The following is a 15,274-nucleotide window of genomic DNA, read 5'->3' as shown; positions in this document are numbered from 1 at the left end:
TTACTCCTTATGCTTGTGTCTCGGTATGCTCCCCGGCCTGCGCTGTGATGCGCGCGAGACTTTCGTCCCGGCCAAGAAGTACCAATACGTCAAAAATCCCTGGCGACGTTGTCTGACCCGTCAGGGCCGCCCGCAGGGGTTGTGCGAGCTTGCCGAGGCCCAGTTCGAGCTCTGCGGCCATTGCCTTCAGGTTGGCTTCCAAAGCCTCAAGGGTCCATTCGGGCTCCCCGCTCAGACGCTCGTGGATCGCGGCCAGACGCTCACGCGCCTCGTCGGTCAGGAGCTTCTGCGCCTTCTCGGTCATAGTGAGAGGACGTTTGGCAAAAAGGAAAACAGCGCCTTCTGCAAGATCGTTGAGGTCCTTCGCGCGGACCTTCAGTTCGGCCATGGCGCGTGCCAGCAGGGCCTTGTCGGCGTCCGGGTATCCGGCAGCGACAAGCCGCGGCAGAACGAGATCGGCGAGATATTCGTCGCTCGCTTCGCGCAGGTAGTGACCGTTGAGATTTTGCAGCTTCGCGAGGTCGAACCGCGAGGCGCCCTTGTTGACATTGGTGATGTCGAACCATTCGACCGCCTGCTCGCGGCTGATGATTTCTTCATCGCCATGGCCCCACCCGAGGCGCAGCAGGTAGTTGAAGACCGCGTCGGGCAGGAGGCCCATCTCGTCGCGGTAGGCATCGACACCGAGCGCACCATGGCGCTTGGAAAGCTTGGCGCCATCAGCGCCGTGGATGAGTGGAATGTGGGCGTAGAGAGGGTCTTCCCAGCCACCCTCGATCTCGTTCATCGCGCGCAGGATCACCAGCTGGCGAAACGCGTTGTTGATATGATCATCGCCGCGAATGACGTGGGTAACGCCCATGTCGCGGTCATCGACAACCACGGCCAGCATGTAGGTCGGCGTGCCGTCCGAACGCAGGATGATGAAGTCGTCGAGCTCGCGGTTCTGAACCGTGATCGGGCCCTGGACCTGGTCATCGATGGTGGTCTCGCCATCGCGCGGAGCCTTGACGCGCACCACGTAGGGTTGATCATCCGGCCACTGCGCAGCGTCGGCATCGCGCCACTCGCTGTCGAGGCGGAAAGGACGTCGCTCATCCTGCGCCTTCTGGCGGCGTTCCGCGAGCTGTTCGCTGGTCAGGTAGCAGCGATAGGCCTGTCCGGCCTCCAGCAGCTTCGCGGCGACTTCGGCGTGACGCTCGGAACGGGCGAACTGGAACACGGGTTCCTCATCACCATTCAGTCCCAGCCAGGAGAGGCCGTCGAAGATGGCTTCGATCGCGGCATCGGTCGAGCGGGCACGGTCGGTGTCCTCGATGCGCAGAAGATACTTGCCACCGTGGTGGCGGGCAAAGAGCCAGTTGAACAGCGCGGTGCGGGCACCGCCGATATGCAGAAAGCCGGTCGGCGAGGGAGCAAAGCGCGTAACGACGGCCTTGGTGCCGCTCGATCCGCTCGTTGCACTTCCACTTGCCATTCCAATCACCTTCTGTCCTATTCCGGGCATGGCGATCGAGGTCACCCGACCCGGTAAAATTGTGGGCCCGGACATCATGTCCGGAGACGCTGCATTGCGGGGTCGGCAATGGAACAGCGAACGCAACTTGTCGAGTGCTTTGGCGGCAATCGAAGGATTTCTTTCGCAATCGTGTCGTGATCGTGTCCCGTGGCTTTCCGTGGCTTTCGGGACCGGCATCGCGGCATGGTTTGCGCTTCCGAAGCCGTCCCAATGGGCAGGCCTCATTGCGTTGTGCTGTGCAGCAAGCTTGGCGACCCGAGTTTGCTGGCGGCGATGTGGTGCGTTTCAAACTGTCTCGCAAGCTTTTTTTTGGGTGCCCCTGACGGTCGCGGCGGGCTGCGTCCTGATCTGGGGCCGCTCCATGATGGTGGGAACACCTCCCATCGAGCGGCCTTTGTATGGAGCATTCACGGGGAGGGTGCTCGCGGTGGAGTCGCAATCGGCCCAATCGCGCCGCCGGTTGGTGGTCGCCACGCGCGACCAGGCAAGCGGGCGGGCTCTCAAGATCCGGCTCAACCTGCCGGATGAGCTGTCCGAGGGCGAATCTGTCCGATCGGCTGAGATCAGCGAGGGCAGTCTCATCGAGTTTGAGGCGAGGATCATGCCGCCGGCAGCGCCGCTGCTCCCGGGTGGTTATAATTTTGCAAGAACGGCCTGGTTTGCCGGACTTGCCGGTTCGGGAACGATCCTGAAGCCCGTCACCGTCCTGGAGCCAGCGGAAGGAGGGGAAGCGCCGTTGGCACGCGTTCGGCGCCGACTGGCCGCGCATGTTCGTGAGCAGGTTGATGAGCGGGCGAATGGCATTGCGGTGGCGCTCGTCACCGGGGATCGGGGAGGCATCACGGCCGACGATGCGCAGGCCATGCGCGATTCCGGCCTCGCGCATCTGTTGGCCATAAGCGGGCTCCACGAGACGGCCGTGATTGGCCTTATTTATTTCCTGTCCGTGCGCACGCTCGCCTTGTGGCCGGCCTTGGCACTGCGAGTACGGTTGCCGGTATTGGCCTCCGGGCTCGCTGCGCTGGGGGGGATTGGCTATACGCTGCTGACCGGCGCGCAGGTGCCGACGGTTCGTTCGTGTATCGCGGCGCTGCTCGTGCTTGGTGCCCTGGCGCTGGGGCGCGAAGCACTGTCCTTGCGAATTCTGGCAGTGGCGGCATTCGCCGTCATGCTTCTATGGCCTGAAGCCGTGGTGGGACCAAGCTTCCAGATGAGCTTTGCCGCTGTCCTTGCCATCGTGGCTTTGTCGACCTCTGCACCCGTGCGCAATTTCCTCGGTCCCCGCGAGGAGCCGGCCTGGATGCGCGGCGTGCGCTGGTTCGGCATGCTCATGCTGACCGGGCTGGTGATCGAGCTCGCCCTGATGCCGATTGCGCTGTTCCACTTTCACAAGGCCGGTCTCTACGGCTCCTTGGCCAATCTCGTCGCAATTCCGTTGACGACCTTTGTGATCATGCCCGGAGTGGTTCTGGCCCTGGCGGCCGATATCGTGTCCCTTGGTGCGCCGCTCTGGGCCGTCGTGGGATGGACCATCAATGCGGTGCTGGGACTGGCGCATTGGGTCTCGGCGCAGCCGGGGGCGGTGACGCTGGTGCCGGGCATGGGCGAGGTGGCCTTCACGTTGTTCCTTGCCGGAGGATTCTGGCTGGCCCTATTGGTCGGAAAGGCGCGTCTGCTGGGCGCTCTCCCCTGCGTCGCGGGCTCTCTTGTCCTCTATAATCAGGCACCGCCTGATCTGCTGATCGCCGGGGATGGCCGCAACGTAGGCGTTGTGGAGCGGACGGCCGGGCGTGATGCGCCAAGGCTGCTGCTGCTGCGCGACACGCGCAGTGACTATGTGCGTGACAATTTCCAGGAGAATGCGGGGCTGCGCGGGGAGGCGATCTACCTCCCCGATCATCCGGGCGCGCGCTGTAACGCCGATTTCTGTTCGATCACCTTGCAGATGCGGGAGCGTGCAGCGACCGTGTTGTTGTCGAGGAGCCGGGACATCGTACCCGAAAGAGAGCTCGCCGCCGCCTGCGACCGGGCTGACATCGTGATTTCGGATCGCTGGCTGCCGCGGGCATGCCGGCCGCGCTGGTTCAAGGCTGACCGGGGGACGCTCAGCCAGACGGGAGGCCTGAGCGTTGATCTGTCGCGCGGCGCGGTGCGCAATGTCGCGCAGGGGCAGGGCATGCATGGATGGTGGCGTGGACGGACAGGAGAGATGTCCTTGCAGGACCTCATCCCGCCCATGCCATCACCGTCGTCTCCGGATCGTTAGCGCGCGTGGCGCTGCGATCCGGTCGGCTCAGTGGAAGTAGCGACGCAGGAGGCCTGCGAGCTTGCCCTGCACCTTGATCTCGTCGGCCGCATAGATCTGCGGTTCATAGGCCGCGTTGGCCGGGTCGAGACGGATCATGCCGTTTTCACGGCGCAGGTACTTGAGCGTCGCTTCCTCGCCGCGCACGAGGGCGACCACGATTTCGCCATCGTTGGCGATCTCGGTGCGCTTCACGAGGGCAAAGTCGCCGTCGAGAATGCCCGCTTCGATCATCGAATCGCCGGAGACCTCCAGCGCATAGTGTTCACCCGCGCCCAGAAGCGCGGCGGGAACGGGCAGGATCGCCTGGTCCTCCAGCGCTTCGATCGGGACGCCCGCGGCGATGCGTCCGTGCAAGGGGATCTCGATCACATCGGGTGCCGATGCGGGAGTGGCGGCCTCGGGCTTTGTGAAAGGAATGACATTCGAGCCGGCCGCAGGGGCCGCCTGGCCGCCTTCGTCGGCGCGGCGCAGCACTTCGAGCGCGCGGGCGCGGTTGGGCAGGCGGCGAATGAAGCCGCGTTCCTCCAGCGCTGAAATCAGTCGGTGCACGCCCGACTTGGACTTGAGGTCCAGCGCGTCCTTCATTTCTTCGAAGCTGGGCGAAATGCCGGTTTCGTCAAGCCGGGTCTGGATGAACCGGAGCAATTCGTGCTGCTTGCGGGTCAACATGTTCGCTGCCTCTTTCCTGCGCGTGCCGCACACGGAAATTCGGCTTCCCGCGCATCAGCTGTTCTTCTGGATGTTCCACTTGTGAACATTTTGAGAACAATTAAGCAACAGAATTTCCCACGTCAAGCGATACCGCCGTTCTGGAGTATGTAGATGCGCACGTTTGCGCCAGACGGTGTTTCCGGTCCGTTCGCAGGACGCTCGATGAGCACGTTACTGCCCGCAAGAGCGCCCAGGGCCCCGCTGTCCTGAACCCGCACGGCGCGCACGCATTCCCCGTCCCAGGTGCCGCGCAGGAATTCGCGGCGTGCGCCGGTGGCCGGGAGGTCCCCGTCGAGGCGGGTGGTGACGACCATAGGAGCAGGATCGAGCGCGCCCATCAGCCGGCGCAGCAGCGGGAGCAGGAAATGGTAGCCCGTAACGAGTGCAGACACCGGATTTCCGGGCAGCCCGATGATGATCTGGCGGCGCTGCGAGCGGGGGCGGGTGGCGACGAGGAGCGGCTTGCCCGGCTTGATCGCGATGCGCCAGAAGTCGAGCTTCGCGCCCCAGGCTTCGAGCGCGGGGCGGATGAGGTCGTGGTCGCCAACGGACGCGCCGCCGCTGGTGACGATGACGTCGGCATGGGCGGCTTCGTCGAAGGCCCCCAGGAGCGCGTCGAGCGTATCTCCGACCGGGCCGATGCGGCGTGTCTGGACCGCGAGCCCGGCGACCATTGCCTCCAGCATGGCGCCATTGCTCGCCGGAATCTGGTGCGTGGCGCAGTTCTCCGGGTCGGAGGAGAGCTCATCGCCGCTGTCGATGATCGCGACTTCGGGCGCGCGGAAGACGGGTAGGTGCCTGTGCCCGGCCGAGACGGCGAGCGCGATCTGCGCAGGGCCGATGCGGGTTCCGGCGGGAAGGACTTCCTTTCCGGTCACGAAGTCCGAGCCGAGGCGGCGCACGTGGCGATCCTGCGGGCTGGGGCCTGAGCCGGTGAGCGCGAGTGCATCGTCGCTGCGCGTGAGATCTTCCTGCACGATCACGGCGGCGGCGTCGCAAGGCAGCAGCGCGCCGGTCGAGATGCGCACCGCGTCACCGCGCGCCATGGTGCCGGTGAAGGGGTGCCCGGCGGCACTCTCGCCCACGATGGTCCAGGGGCCGGCAAGATCGCCATCGGTGACCGCGTAGCCGTCCATGGCGGAAAGGTGCCCGGCGGGCTGGGTGCGGCGGGCGAGCAGCGGTTCTGCAAGATAGCGGCCGATGGCGCCTGTCATGTCGACATGCTCGCGGCGCATCGGATCGGCGAGAGCAAGGAGGCGGCGCTGTGCCTCTTCGAGCGGGATCGGGGGCGTCATGACGGGCGTGTCGGGAGAAGGCGCGGTGCTCATACCCAGCCTTCGGCCTTCCAGTGGCCCGACTTGCCGCCCTGCTTCTCGACGAGGCGGATATCCGAGATGACCATGCCCTTATCGAGCGCCTTGGCCATGTCGTAGATCGTGACAAGCGCGATCGAGACGGCGGTGATGGCCTCCATCTCGATGCCGGTCTTGCCGGTTATCGAGGCGGTCGCGGTGGCGCGGATGGAGCCGGTGAACTCTTCCTCTTTCTCGAAGGTGAAATCGAGGTTCACCGCATCGAGGGGGAGGGGGTGGCACATCGGGATGAGATCGGCGGTCTTCTTGGCCGCGAGGATGCCTGCGATGCGCGCCGTTCCCAGCACGTCGCCCTTGGGCGCATCGCCGGCGCGCACGGCGTCGAGCGCCTCGCGGGTCATGGTGATCGTGCCGCTGGCCACCGCGAGGCGGCGGGTTTCGGCCTTGGCGCCGACATCGACCATGCGCGCGGTGCCGTCCGTGTCGATATGGCTAAGCGATGAGCTCACGAGAGGGGTCCTTGGCGCAAGGGTAAATGACAGGGAGGGGACATCAGGTTGACACAGTTGACACAGTCCAGGGGGCCAACTGTCCGGCCCCCTTCCTGCGGCATCTCGGCAAGGGTCGGGAAGGAGGCGCGAAGGGGCGTCATTGCGTGAGATCCTTGCAGATCGCGGCGGTGTAGGACAGCCCCTTTTCGCGCTCTTCAGGCGCCGGTGAGAAGGCGCCGGGTCGCGGCCTCGACATCGGCCTCGCGCATCAGGCTTTCGCCGACCAGGAAGGTGCGCGCGCCGCAGGCCGAGAGGCGCACGAGGTCCTCGTGCCGGTTGATGCCGCTCTCGCTGACCAGGAGCGCGCCCTCGGGCGCAAGCGGGGCGAGCCGCTCGGTGATGCCGATGTCGGTGACAAAGCGCTTGAGGTCACGGTTGTTGACGCCAATAAGCCTTGATTTCAAACGACTTGCACGTTCCATCTCGGCTTCGTTGTGAACTTCGACAAGGCAGTCCATGCCGCGTTCGTGCGCGGCGGCCTCGATCTCGGCCATCTGCGTATCGTCCAGCGCGGCGACGATGATGAGGATCGCGTCGGCCCCGATCGCGCGGGCTTCGGCGACCTGCCAGGGGTCGATCATGAAGTCCTTGCGGATCACCGGCAGCGAAACCGCGGCGCGGGCCTCGACAAGGAAATCCTCATGCCCCTGAAAGTAGGGCGCGTCGGTCAGGATCGAGAGGCAGGCCGCGCCGCCCGCTTCATAGGCCTTCGCGTGTTCGGCGGGCCGGAAGTCGGGGCGGATGAGACCCTTGGAAGGGCTTGCCTTCTTGATCTCGGCGATGAGCGCGAAGCCACCTTGGGCCTTGGTACGCAGCGCGGCCTCGAAGCCGCGCGGCGCGCTCTGGAAGGAGGCCTGCGCGTCGAGTTCGTCCAGCGTCGAGAGGGTCTTGCGCACGGTCACTTCGCCGCGCTTGGTCTCGCAGATTTCGGTCAGCTTGTCGGACATGGGATTCCCTGTTGTCAGCCGCGCGGTTTGGTCGCGGCGATCCAGCAGTTGAGGAGGGCGTTGGCAAGGCCCTTGTCGATGGCCTCGGCGGCTTCCTCGACGCCTTCGGCCCAGCTCTCGACTTCGCCCGCGACCATCAGCGCGCCTGCTGCGTTGAGCAGCACGGCGTCGCGGTAGGCGCCGGGTTCACCCTGGAGCAGGTTCCGCAGGGCCTGCGCGTTGAAGGCCGGGTCTCCGCCGCGGATGGCTTCGACCGGGGCGCTCGACAGGCCAAGCTCGGCGGCGGTCACGCGCTTCATCGCGACGTCGCGGCCCGCAACGTCGGCGACTTCGTTGCCACCTGCCAGGCTGAGCTCGTCGAGGCCCTCGTCGCCCGAGACGACCATTGAGTGGACCGTGCCGAGCCGGGCCAGCGCCTCGGCGTAAATGGGGACATAGGCCGGACGGGCGATGCCGACCAGCTGGCGCGAGACGTTGGCCGGGTTGGCAAGCGGGCCCATCAGGTTGAAGATCGTGCGGCGCGCGATGGCCTTGCGGATCGGCATGATGCGGCCCATCGCGGGGTGGTGCTTGGCCGCAAAGAGAAAGCCGATGCCGATGTCCCGGAGGGTGTCCTCGGCGGTTTCCGCGGCGCGGTCGAGGTCGATGCCGAGTGCTTCGAGCGTGTCGGCCGCGCCCGCCTTGGAGCTGGCCGCCCGGTTGCCGTGCTTGGCGACCGGCACGTCGCAGGCCGCGACCACCAGGCTGACCGCGGTCGAGACATTGAGCGTGTGGTGCCCGTCGCCGCCCGTCCCGCACACATCGATGGCGTTCTCGGGCGCGTCGATGGGGATCATGCGTTCGCGCATGGCGCGCGCCGCGCCCGCGATCTCGCTCGCCGTCTCGCCGCGCTCGGAAAGGGCGATGAGGAAGTCCTTGACCACCTCATCGTCGACCTTGCCGTCGAGAATTGCGCCGAAGGCGTCGTGCGCCTCGTCCTCGGCAATGGCCCTGGCGGTATCGGGAAGCTGGGTGAGGGCGTTCACGCGCTCAGCCTTTCGGGAAGCTTTGCCTCGATCCCGCAGATCGTAAGGAAGTTCGCCAGCATCGCGTGGCCGTGCTCGGTGGCGATGGACTCGGGGTGGAACTGCACGCCGTGGATGGGCAGGCTTTCGTGCGCGAAGCCCATGACGTGGCCGTCCTCGGAGCGGCAGTTGACCTTGAGGCAGGCGGGAATGTCCTCGACGATCAGCGAGTGGTAGCGCGTCGCCGTGAAGGGCGAAGGGAGCCCCGCAAAGACGCCGGTGCCATCGTGCGTCATGGTCGAGGTCTTGCCGTGCATCAGACCGCCGCGCACGACCTTCCCGCCGAAGAACTGGCCGATCGACTGGTGGCCCAGGCACACGCCCAGCAGCGGCAGGCCCTTCTCGGCCGCCGCGCCGACGAGGTCGAGGCTGATGCCCGCCTCGTTCGGGGTGCAGGGGCCGGGCGAGACGAGGAAGCCCTTTGCGCCCGAGGCCAGCGCCTCTTCGACGGTGAGGCTGTCGTTGCGCACCACCTTCACCTCGGCACCCAGTTCCATGACGTAGTGGACCAGGTTCCAGGTGAAGCTGTCGTAATTGTCGATGACGAGGATCATGGGTTTGCCTTCTGGCCTTGCGCCGGTGCGCCTTGCATCTGTGTGTCTTGCGCCTTCGCGCGTTTCTCGACGACGATCAAGGGGCCAAGCTCGGGTCCGGTGTCGAGCCGGCCATGCTCGGGGTCCCACAAGGAGGAGACCGAGCCGTCGAGGAAGAGCGCGTTGGCGCAGTGCAGGTCGTCGCGGAAATAGCGGGCGAGCTTGCCGAAGGAGACGGGCTCCTCGGCGATCACGAAGTGCGCGCGGCCCGTCGCATCGACGCCCACGCCGTTGCGCAGCTTGTGCGAGGTGCCGTCGGGATCGATGGCCGGGTGCAGCTTGCCGTCGATCACCAGCATTGGCCCCGACTGCGTGCCGAAGGCGGGGCGGTGCGTGACTTTCGCGGCGAAGTCGCCGGACGTCATCACCCGCCAGTGCCCCTGGGCATCGCCAAAGAAGACGCCGTTGGGCAGCAGGTGAAAGTTGCCCGGGCCCTCGTTGGTGTTGAGCGCGTGGACGCGCTCGCCCTCCTCGACGTAGTAGCCGATGGGCTGGCCTGCGCTGTCGTACATGCCCGCATTCATCGCGAAGGCGACAGGCGCGCTGCCCTCGGGTCGGCTGACGGCGAGCTGGCTCAGCGTGCGGTAGGGCGCGCCGTTCTCGGGCGCGAGCACGGTGTGGATCGCGTGGCGGCCGGGCACGGCCGTGCAGTGCACGAAGGCCGTGCCTTCGAAGCGTGCGCTTTCGCAGGCCGGGGACGGCGGGACCTCGGCGGCGTTCTCGGTGGAGGAACAGGCGCCGAGCAGCAGCAGGGCCAGCGCAGCGGGGGCGAGAGCCGCCCGTGCGCGGTTCACTGTCCGAAGCCCGGTTCCCCGGCGATGCGGATCGCCTCGCGTGCGGCGGCGAAGAGCGCGCCCGACTTGTGGAGGCACTCGTTCTGTTCCGAGGTCGGGTCGCTGTCGGCGACGATGCCTGCGCCCGCCTGAACGTGGAGCACCCCGTCCTTGAGGACGCCGGTGCGCAGGACAATGCACGAATCGAGCGAGCCGTCGGGTGAGAAGTACCCGACGCCGCCCGCGTAGGCGCCGCGCGTTTCGGGTTCGAGCTCGGCGATGATCTGGCAGGCGCGGACCTTGGGCGCGCCCGAGACGGTGCCCGCCGGGAAACCGGCAAAGACCGCGTCGATGGCATCGTGGGTCCTGGTGTCGAGCGTTCCGACCACGTTCGAGACGATGTGCATGACGTGGCTGTAGCGCTCGATGGTGTAGCTGTCGGTCACCTCGACCGAGCCCGCCGTGGAGACGCGACCGACATCGTTGCGGCCAAGGTCGAGCAGCATGAGGTGCTCGGCGCGTTCCTTCTGGTCGTCGAGCAGGCTGATCTCGTTGGCCTTGTCCTCGGCCTCGGTCTTGCCGCGCGGGCGGGTGCCCGCGATCGGGCGGATGGTGACCTGCGGCTGGCCGTCCTCATCCTTGCGTACGCGCACGAGGATCTCCGGGCTCGAGCCGACGACGGCAAAGCCAGGCAAGTCGAGGAAGTAGAGGAAGGGCGAGGGGTTCACGCGGCGCAGCGCGCGGTAGAGCGCGAGCGGGGGCAGCGGGAACTCGCAGGTGAAGCGCTGCGCAAGCACGATCTGGAAGATGTCGCCCGCCGTGATGTAGTCCTTGGCGCGCGTGACCATCGCCTCGTATTCACCGGGCTTGAGGACCGGGGTCTGGACCGGCTCGGGAAGGTCCGTGAGGACGGGGCTGGCGGGCACCGGCTCGTTGAGGCGGCGCAGCGTCTCGGCGATGCGGTCTTCGGCGGCCTCGATGGCGCGGGCCGGGTCGGCCGCGCTCTCGGGCCAGAGCGGGGCGATGCAGAAGAGCTCGTCGCCCAGGCTGTCGAAGACGAGCAGGATCGAGGGGCGCACGAAGAGCATGTCGGGCACGTCGAGTTCGCTCTGCGGCGCGCGCGGCAGCTTCTCGACAAGGCCGATGGTCTCGTAGCCGAAGTACCCGACCACGCAGGCGAGCGCAGGCGGGAGTTCGGCGGGAACGTCGATGCGGCAGCTTTCGACCAGCGTGCGCAGTTCGACCAGGCTGTCGCCCGGAAGAGGGGTGAAGGCGTCGGTGTCGCTCTTCCAGGTGCGGTTGATCTGGGCCTCGTGGCCCTGCGCGCGGAAGACCAGGTCGGGGTCGAGGCCGAGAAGGCTGTAGCGCCCGCGCTGGGCGCCGCCTTCCACCGATTCGAGCAGGAAGTCGCCGCGGCCGTCCTCGAACAGCTTGAGCGCGGCGCCCACCGGCGTCTGGGTATCGGCCACGAGACGGCGCCAGACCAGCGCGGGCTTTCCGTTCGAGAGCCGCGTCTGGGCGTCGGTACGGATGGCATCGCTGCTGGTCTGGCGCTGTGTCGTCATGGTCCTGCTGGTTTCGTTATCGGATGGTGTGTGGAAGGTGGTGGAGGGCGATCAGGCGCCGGGCTGGGCGGTGCCGCCCAGGCGCTCGCGCACGGCCTTGATGGTCGCGGCGTTCTTCTCGACCTTCATTTCCCCGGCGACGGCATGGCCGAGCGAGGTGACGAAGGCGTTGCCCATCTGGGCGCCCAGTTCCTGGCGGGCCTGCGCGATCATCTCGTCGGACTGAACCTTGCCGGCCTTGATGTCCTTGAGCTGGACCACGAACCATCCGCGCTCGCCGTCGGCCGACTGCACCTTCACGCTGTCCTTGGTCATGTGGAACATGAGCGAGACGGGCGGGGGCACCTGGCGGCCTTCCTGGAGCGCGCGGCTGAGCGTCGCGCGCGACATGCCCAGCTCCTCGATCGGGGGCAGGCGCTTGCCCAGGTCCTTCATGGCCTGGGCCATGGTCTTGCCCCCGGCCATGGCCTTGCGCACCTTGAGCGCGGCGGCCTTGGCCGCCTTCGAACCGGCGTCGAGCGCCCAGGCCGACTTCACGTCGTCCTGGATGTCGTCGAACGGCGCGGGCGCGGAGGGAGTGATCTCGGTCACGTCGTAGATCACGAAGGGACGGTTCGCCTCGAAGTTCTGGCCCTGGCCCATCTGGGTGAGCTGGGGCTGCTCCTGCTGCATCTTGAAGACGGTGGCGAGAAGCGGCTGGAGGCCCTCATCGACGCTCTTGTCGATTTCGCCGTAGATGCGGCCATCGGCGGTGACGGGGCCGGTGGTCTCGACCTCGACACCCAGCGACTTGGCAACTTCGGGCAGGCTCGCACCGTCGGCGAACTGGTCCTCGATGCCTTCGAGCTTGGCGGCGAACGCCTTGCGCTTCGCATCGGCTTCGAGCTCGGTAACGAGTTCGTCGCGTGCGTCCGCGAGGGTGCGCGCAGGCTTGGTGCTTTCTTCCTCGACGCGCACGACGTGCCAGCCCAGCGCCGACTTGGCGGGAGCGGCAAGCTCGCCCACCTTGGCGGCGAAGACCGCATCGGAGACGGGCTTGGCGAACTGGTCGGTGAGGTCCTTGCGGCTGAAGAATTCCAGCTTGGCCGCGGAGAGACCCTTTTCGGTGGCGGCCGCTTCGAGCGTCTTGCCGCCCTTGACGGCCGTGACGATGGCCTTGGCCGCGTCCTCGGTCGGCGCGATCACCTGGGTGATGCGGCGGTCGTCCTTGGCGGCGTAGCGCGCGGCGTTGGCCTTGTAGGCCGCTTCGATCTGCGCGTCGGTGGGGGCGGCGGGCGCCGACATCGAATCGATGGTGAACTGCGCGTAGCGCATCATGCGGCGCTCGGGCCGGATGAAGTTCTGGGTGTGGCTGTCGTAGAAGGCCTTGAGCGTCTTCGTGTCGGGCTCATCCTCGGGCACGAACAGCATCGAGGGCAGGGCCAGGACCGAGCCGCTGCGGGTCTCGTCGATCATCGCGGCGTAGCGCTTGGCCATGTAGGCGGGCATCTTCGCGCCGAACTGCGCCGGGCTGGCGAGCTGCTGGCCGACAAGGCCTTGCGCGATGTCCTCGCGCAGCGCCTTCTCGGAGAGGCCCTGCTGGGCGAGCGCCTGGCGGAAGGTGTTCTGGTCGAACTTGCCGTCGACGCCCTGGAACGCGGCGATCTGCGCGATCTCGCTGTCGACCAGGCGGTCCCCGGCGACGATCCCGTGCTCCTTGCCGAAGGCGAAGAAGGCGGTGCGCTGGACCAGCTCGTCGAGGATCGTGTCGAGCCCGCCCTGCGCGAGCAGCTGGCTCATCGAGGCCTGCGGGTTGTTCTGCTGAACGCGGCGCAGCGCGGAGTTCGCGCCCTGTGCCAGTTCATTGGCGTCGATGGTCTCGTCGCCGACGCTGGCCACGGTGTTGGCATCGCCTGCGCTGCCCGCACCCTGGATGCCGGCGATGTCGCCGCTGGCGAAGGCGAGGGCGATGACGCCGAGCACGACCAGCGCGATGGCCGCGCCGATCTTGGACTTGATGAACGATCTGAAGAAGCTGAGCATGTCCTGTCCGGCCGTTGACTGAGCGGTCTGTGAAGCGCTCCTGCCCGGGACCACCTGCCGGGGCAGGGGCCTTCATGCAGGAGGCGGGAAATGGCGCAGGCTTTAGGGGGGCTTTCGCCGTCCTGCAATGGCATCGCATCGCTTTGCGCCCGATTTCTGTGGTTTCGGACACGCGGGTGCGGTGCGACAGAGCCCCGTGGTGGCGCGGCCTCGATGAATGGAGGCTTGCTTGCTCCTTCGTGCGAATATTCCGGGGGCTCGTTTCCGGCGCGTGCAGTCGTCGCTCCTGGGCGGTCCCGAATTGGGCGCAGTGGAAAGAGAAGTCTCCCCCGGCTTTGACAAATCCGCTAGTGCTGGCCTAGCAGCGCCCCGCTACAACGGCGTTCCGATTCCCCTATCTGCGGGATTCGCTCGGTGTGTCGTCGATTTGATCAAGGGACCAAGATGGCCGGATTGCCTTACATCGTCGGAAACTGGAAAATGAACGGCACGCGCGCGATGCTGAACGAAGTGCGCGCGATCGACCGTGCCGCGGGACGTTTCCCCAGGGTTCAGGTGGCCGTCGCGCCGCCCGCGACGCTTATCTACCGTACACGTGATGCCGCTGAAATCATTGGCGTTGGTGGTCAGGACTGCCACATTCAGGAGAGCGGCGCCTTCACCGGTGACATCTCCGCCCCGATGCTCAAGGACGCCGGTGCCGACTTCACCATCGTCGGCCACTCCGAACGCCGCACGCTGCATGGCGAAAGCGACGCGGACGTACAGGCCAAGGCGGACGCGGCCATCGCCGCGGGCCTGGGCGTCATCCTGTGCGTGGGCGAAAGCGAAGCGCAGCGCGATGCAGGCGAGGCGGAAAGCGTCGTCGCGGCCCAGGTCGCCGCTTCGTGCCCGCAGGGCGAACAGGCGCCCGAAAAGTTTTCCGTGGCCTACGAGCCGATCTGGGCGATCGGCACGGGCCGCGTTCCTTCGGTCGAGGATGTCGCGGCGATGCACCGCGCGATCCGCGCCAAGCTGGTCGAGCTCTACGGCGAGAGCGGTACGGGCGTGCGCATCCTCTACGGCGGTTCGGTCAAGGCCGAGAACGCCGCCGAGCTGCTTTCGGTCCCCGAGGTGGGCGGTGCGCTCGTCGGTGGGGCGAGCCTGAGCGCGGAGAGCTTCCTCTCCATCGTCGGCGCGGCCGCGACGCTGGCCGCCGACTGAGCTGTAGGTGACGAAGTAAGCGCCTGATCTTCCGGTACTTGCTCGCGCCCGCGCGCGGACAAGGCTGGGTGAGGGCGGCAGGGTTGTCGTGTCTGCGCGGCCGTGCATGTCGAATCCCGTGTCCGGGCCGGGTTGCGTTCGGGGGGCGTTGCGCTTATCTGCGCCGCTTGTGATTGCGGTCTGTGATCTTGTTTGCAGGCCCGTTGAGAAGAGCTGAGATCGAGCTGATGTTTGTTTTCCTGACCGTCGTCCAGGCGCTGGTAGCTGCCGCCCTGGTCGGTGTTATCCTGGTTCAGAAGTCCGAGGGCGGTGGCCTTGGCGTCGGCGGCGGGGGCAATCCCGGCGGCCTGATGTCGGCGCGCGGCGCGGCCGATTTCCTGACCCGGGCGACCTCGATCCTCGCCGGTCTTTTCGTGGTTCTCAGCATTCTTCTTGCCGCGATGGCGGTCGACGCCAACAGCGTCGGCGATATCGATACCTCGCTGCAGCGTGGCGGTGAACCGGCGGCTCAGGAAGCCCCGGCAGACCCGCTTGCCGGCTCGGCTGGTGGCGAATCGGAGGCGGGTGCCGCAGCGGCCCCCGCGAACGACGATCCGCTCGCCGGAGCCGCGCAGCAGTAAGAGCTTCGCGAAGGCGAGTTCGGATCGGAAAGTCCGGAGCCGTCTCGAAACAGCATTGTAACCGAAATGCCGTCTGGCGCAGTCA

13 protein-coding genes are annotated in these 15,274 nt (G+C 66.8%); 3 read left to right on the top strand and 10 right to left on the bottom strand.

Translation table 11 applies throughout. The features are described from left to right. Positions 1 to 7: 7 nt before the first annotated feature. A complete protein-coding gene (gltX, locus tag HT578_RS02880) occupies positions 8 to 1,477 on the bottom strand; it encodes a glutamate--tRNA ligase (protein WP_213502115.1) in 1,470 nt (489 codons plus the stop codon). Here gltX and HT578_RS02875 point away from each other — a divergent pair. Further along, positions 1,440 to 3,785: a ComEC/Rec2 family competence protein gene (locus tag HT578_RS02875; protein ID WP_239026459.1), complete on the top strand. Its 2,346-nt coding sequence runs from the start codon at positions 1,440 to 1,442 to the stop codon at positions 3,783 to 3,785. The two genes, gltX and HT578_RS02875, sit on opposite strands and share 38 nt — an antisense overlap. Positions 3,786 to 3,812: 27 nt before the next feature. On the opposite strand, the gene lexA is transcribed toward HT578_RS02875, so the two are convergent. The 9 genes from lexA to HT578_RS02830 form a co-directional block, all read right to left on the bottom strand. After that, positions 3,813 to 4,496: a transcriptional repressor LexA gene (lexA, locus tag HT578_RS02870; RefSeq protein WP_213502114.1), complete on the bottom strand. Its 684-nt coding sequence runs from the start codon at positions 4,494 to 4,496 to the stop codon at positions 3,813 to 3,815. 122 nt (positions 4,497 to 4,618) lie between these two features. Next, entirely contained in the window at positions 4,619 to 5,866 is a 1,248-nt protein-coding gene (locus HT578_RS02865; protein WP_239026458.1) for a molybdopterin molybdotransferase MoeA, read from the bottom strand. Then, positions 5,863 to 6,360: a cyclic pyranopterin monophosphate synthase MoaC gene (moaC, locus tag HT578_RS02860; protein WP_213502113.1), complete on the bottom strand. Its 498-nt coding sequence runs from the start codon at positions 6,358 to 6,360 to the stop codon at positions 5,863 to 5,865. The genes HT578_RS02865 and moaC overlap by 4 nt, the downstream gene beginning before the upstream one ends. 197 nt (positions 6,361 to 6,557) lie before the next feature. Continuing rightward, positions 6,558 to 7,349, bottom strand: a complete 792-nt coding sequence (trpC, locus tag HT578_RS02855) for an indole-3-glycerol phosphate synthase TrpC (protein ID WP_213502112.1) — start codon at positions 7,347 to 7,349, stop codon at positions 6,558 to 6,560. 14 nt (positions 7,350 to 7,363) lie between these two features. Beyond that, entirely contained in the window at positions 7,364 to 8,374 is a 1,011-nt protein-coding gene (trpD, locus tag HT578_RS02850) for an anthranilate phosphoribosyltransferase (RefSeq protein ID WP_213502110.1), read from the bottom strand. Beyond that, positions 8,371 to 8,967, bottom strand: a complete 597-nt coding sequence (locus HT578_RS02845; protein WP_213502108.1) for an anthranilate synthase component II — start codon at positions 8,965 to 8,967, stop codon at positions 8,371 to 8,373. Before HT578_RS02845 ends, trpD begins: the two co-directional genes overlap by 4 nt. Next, positions 8,964 to 9,800 (bottom strand): phosphodiester glycosidase family protein, encoded by an 837-nt coding sequence (locus HT578_RS02840; RefSeq protein WP_213502106.1) that lies wholly within the window; start codon positions 9,798 to 9,800, stop codon positions 8,964 to 8,966. Before HT578_RS02840 ends, HT578_RS02845 begins: the two co-directional genes overlap by 4 nt. Then, positions 9,797 to 11,344: an anthranilate synthase component I gene (trpE, locus tag HT578_RS02835; RefSeq protein ID WP_213502104.1), complete on the bottom strand. Its 1,548-nt coding sequence runs from the start codon at positions 11,342 to 11,344 to the stop codon at positions 9,797 to 9,799. The genes HT578_RS02840 and trpE overlap by 4 nt, the downstream gene beginning before the upstream one ends. A 51-nt stretch (positions 11,345 to 11,395) precedes the next feature. After that, on the bottom strand, positions 11,396 to 13,366 hold the full coding sequence (locus HT578_RS02830) for a peptidylprolyl isomerase (RefSeq protein ID WP_213502103.1): 1,971 nt from the start codon (positions 13,364 to 13,366) through the stop codon (positions 11,396 to 11,398). Positions 13,367 to 13,810: 444 nt separating this feature from the next. Between HT578_RS02830 and tpiA the strand changes: the two genes are divergently transcribed. Both tpiA and secG read left to right on the top strand, forming a co-directional pair. Continuing rightward, positions 13,811 to 14,569 (top strand): triose-phosphate isomerase, encoded by a 759-nt coding sequence (tpiA, locus tag HT578_RS02825; protein WP_039393293.1) that lies wholly within the window; start codon positions 13,811 to 13,813, stop codon positions 14,567 to 14,569. Between the two features lie 227 nt (positions 14,570 to 14,796). Continuing rightward, positions 14,797 to 15,189, top strand: a complete 393-nt coding sequence (gene secG, locus HT578_RS02820; protein WP_039393296.1) for a preprotein translocase subunit SecG — start codon at positions 14,797 to 14,799, stop codon at positions 15,187 to 15,189. Positions 15,190 to 15,274: the final 85 nt, after the last annotated feature.

This window comes from Novosphingobium decolorationis, from assembly GCF_018417475.1.
GTDB lineage: Bacteria > Pseudomonadota > Alphaproteobacteria > Sphingomonadales > Sphingomonadaceae > Novosphingobium > Novosphingobium decolorationis.
The sequence above is the reverse complement of the archived record's forward strand: the minus strand, read 5'-3'. Positions and strand labels throughout refer to the sequence as shown.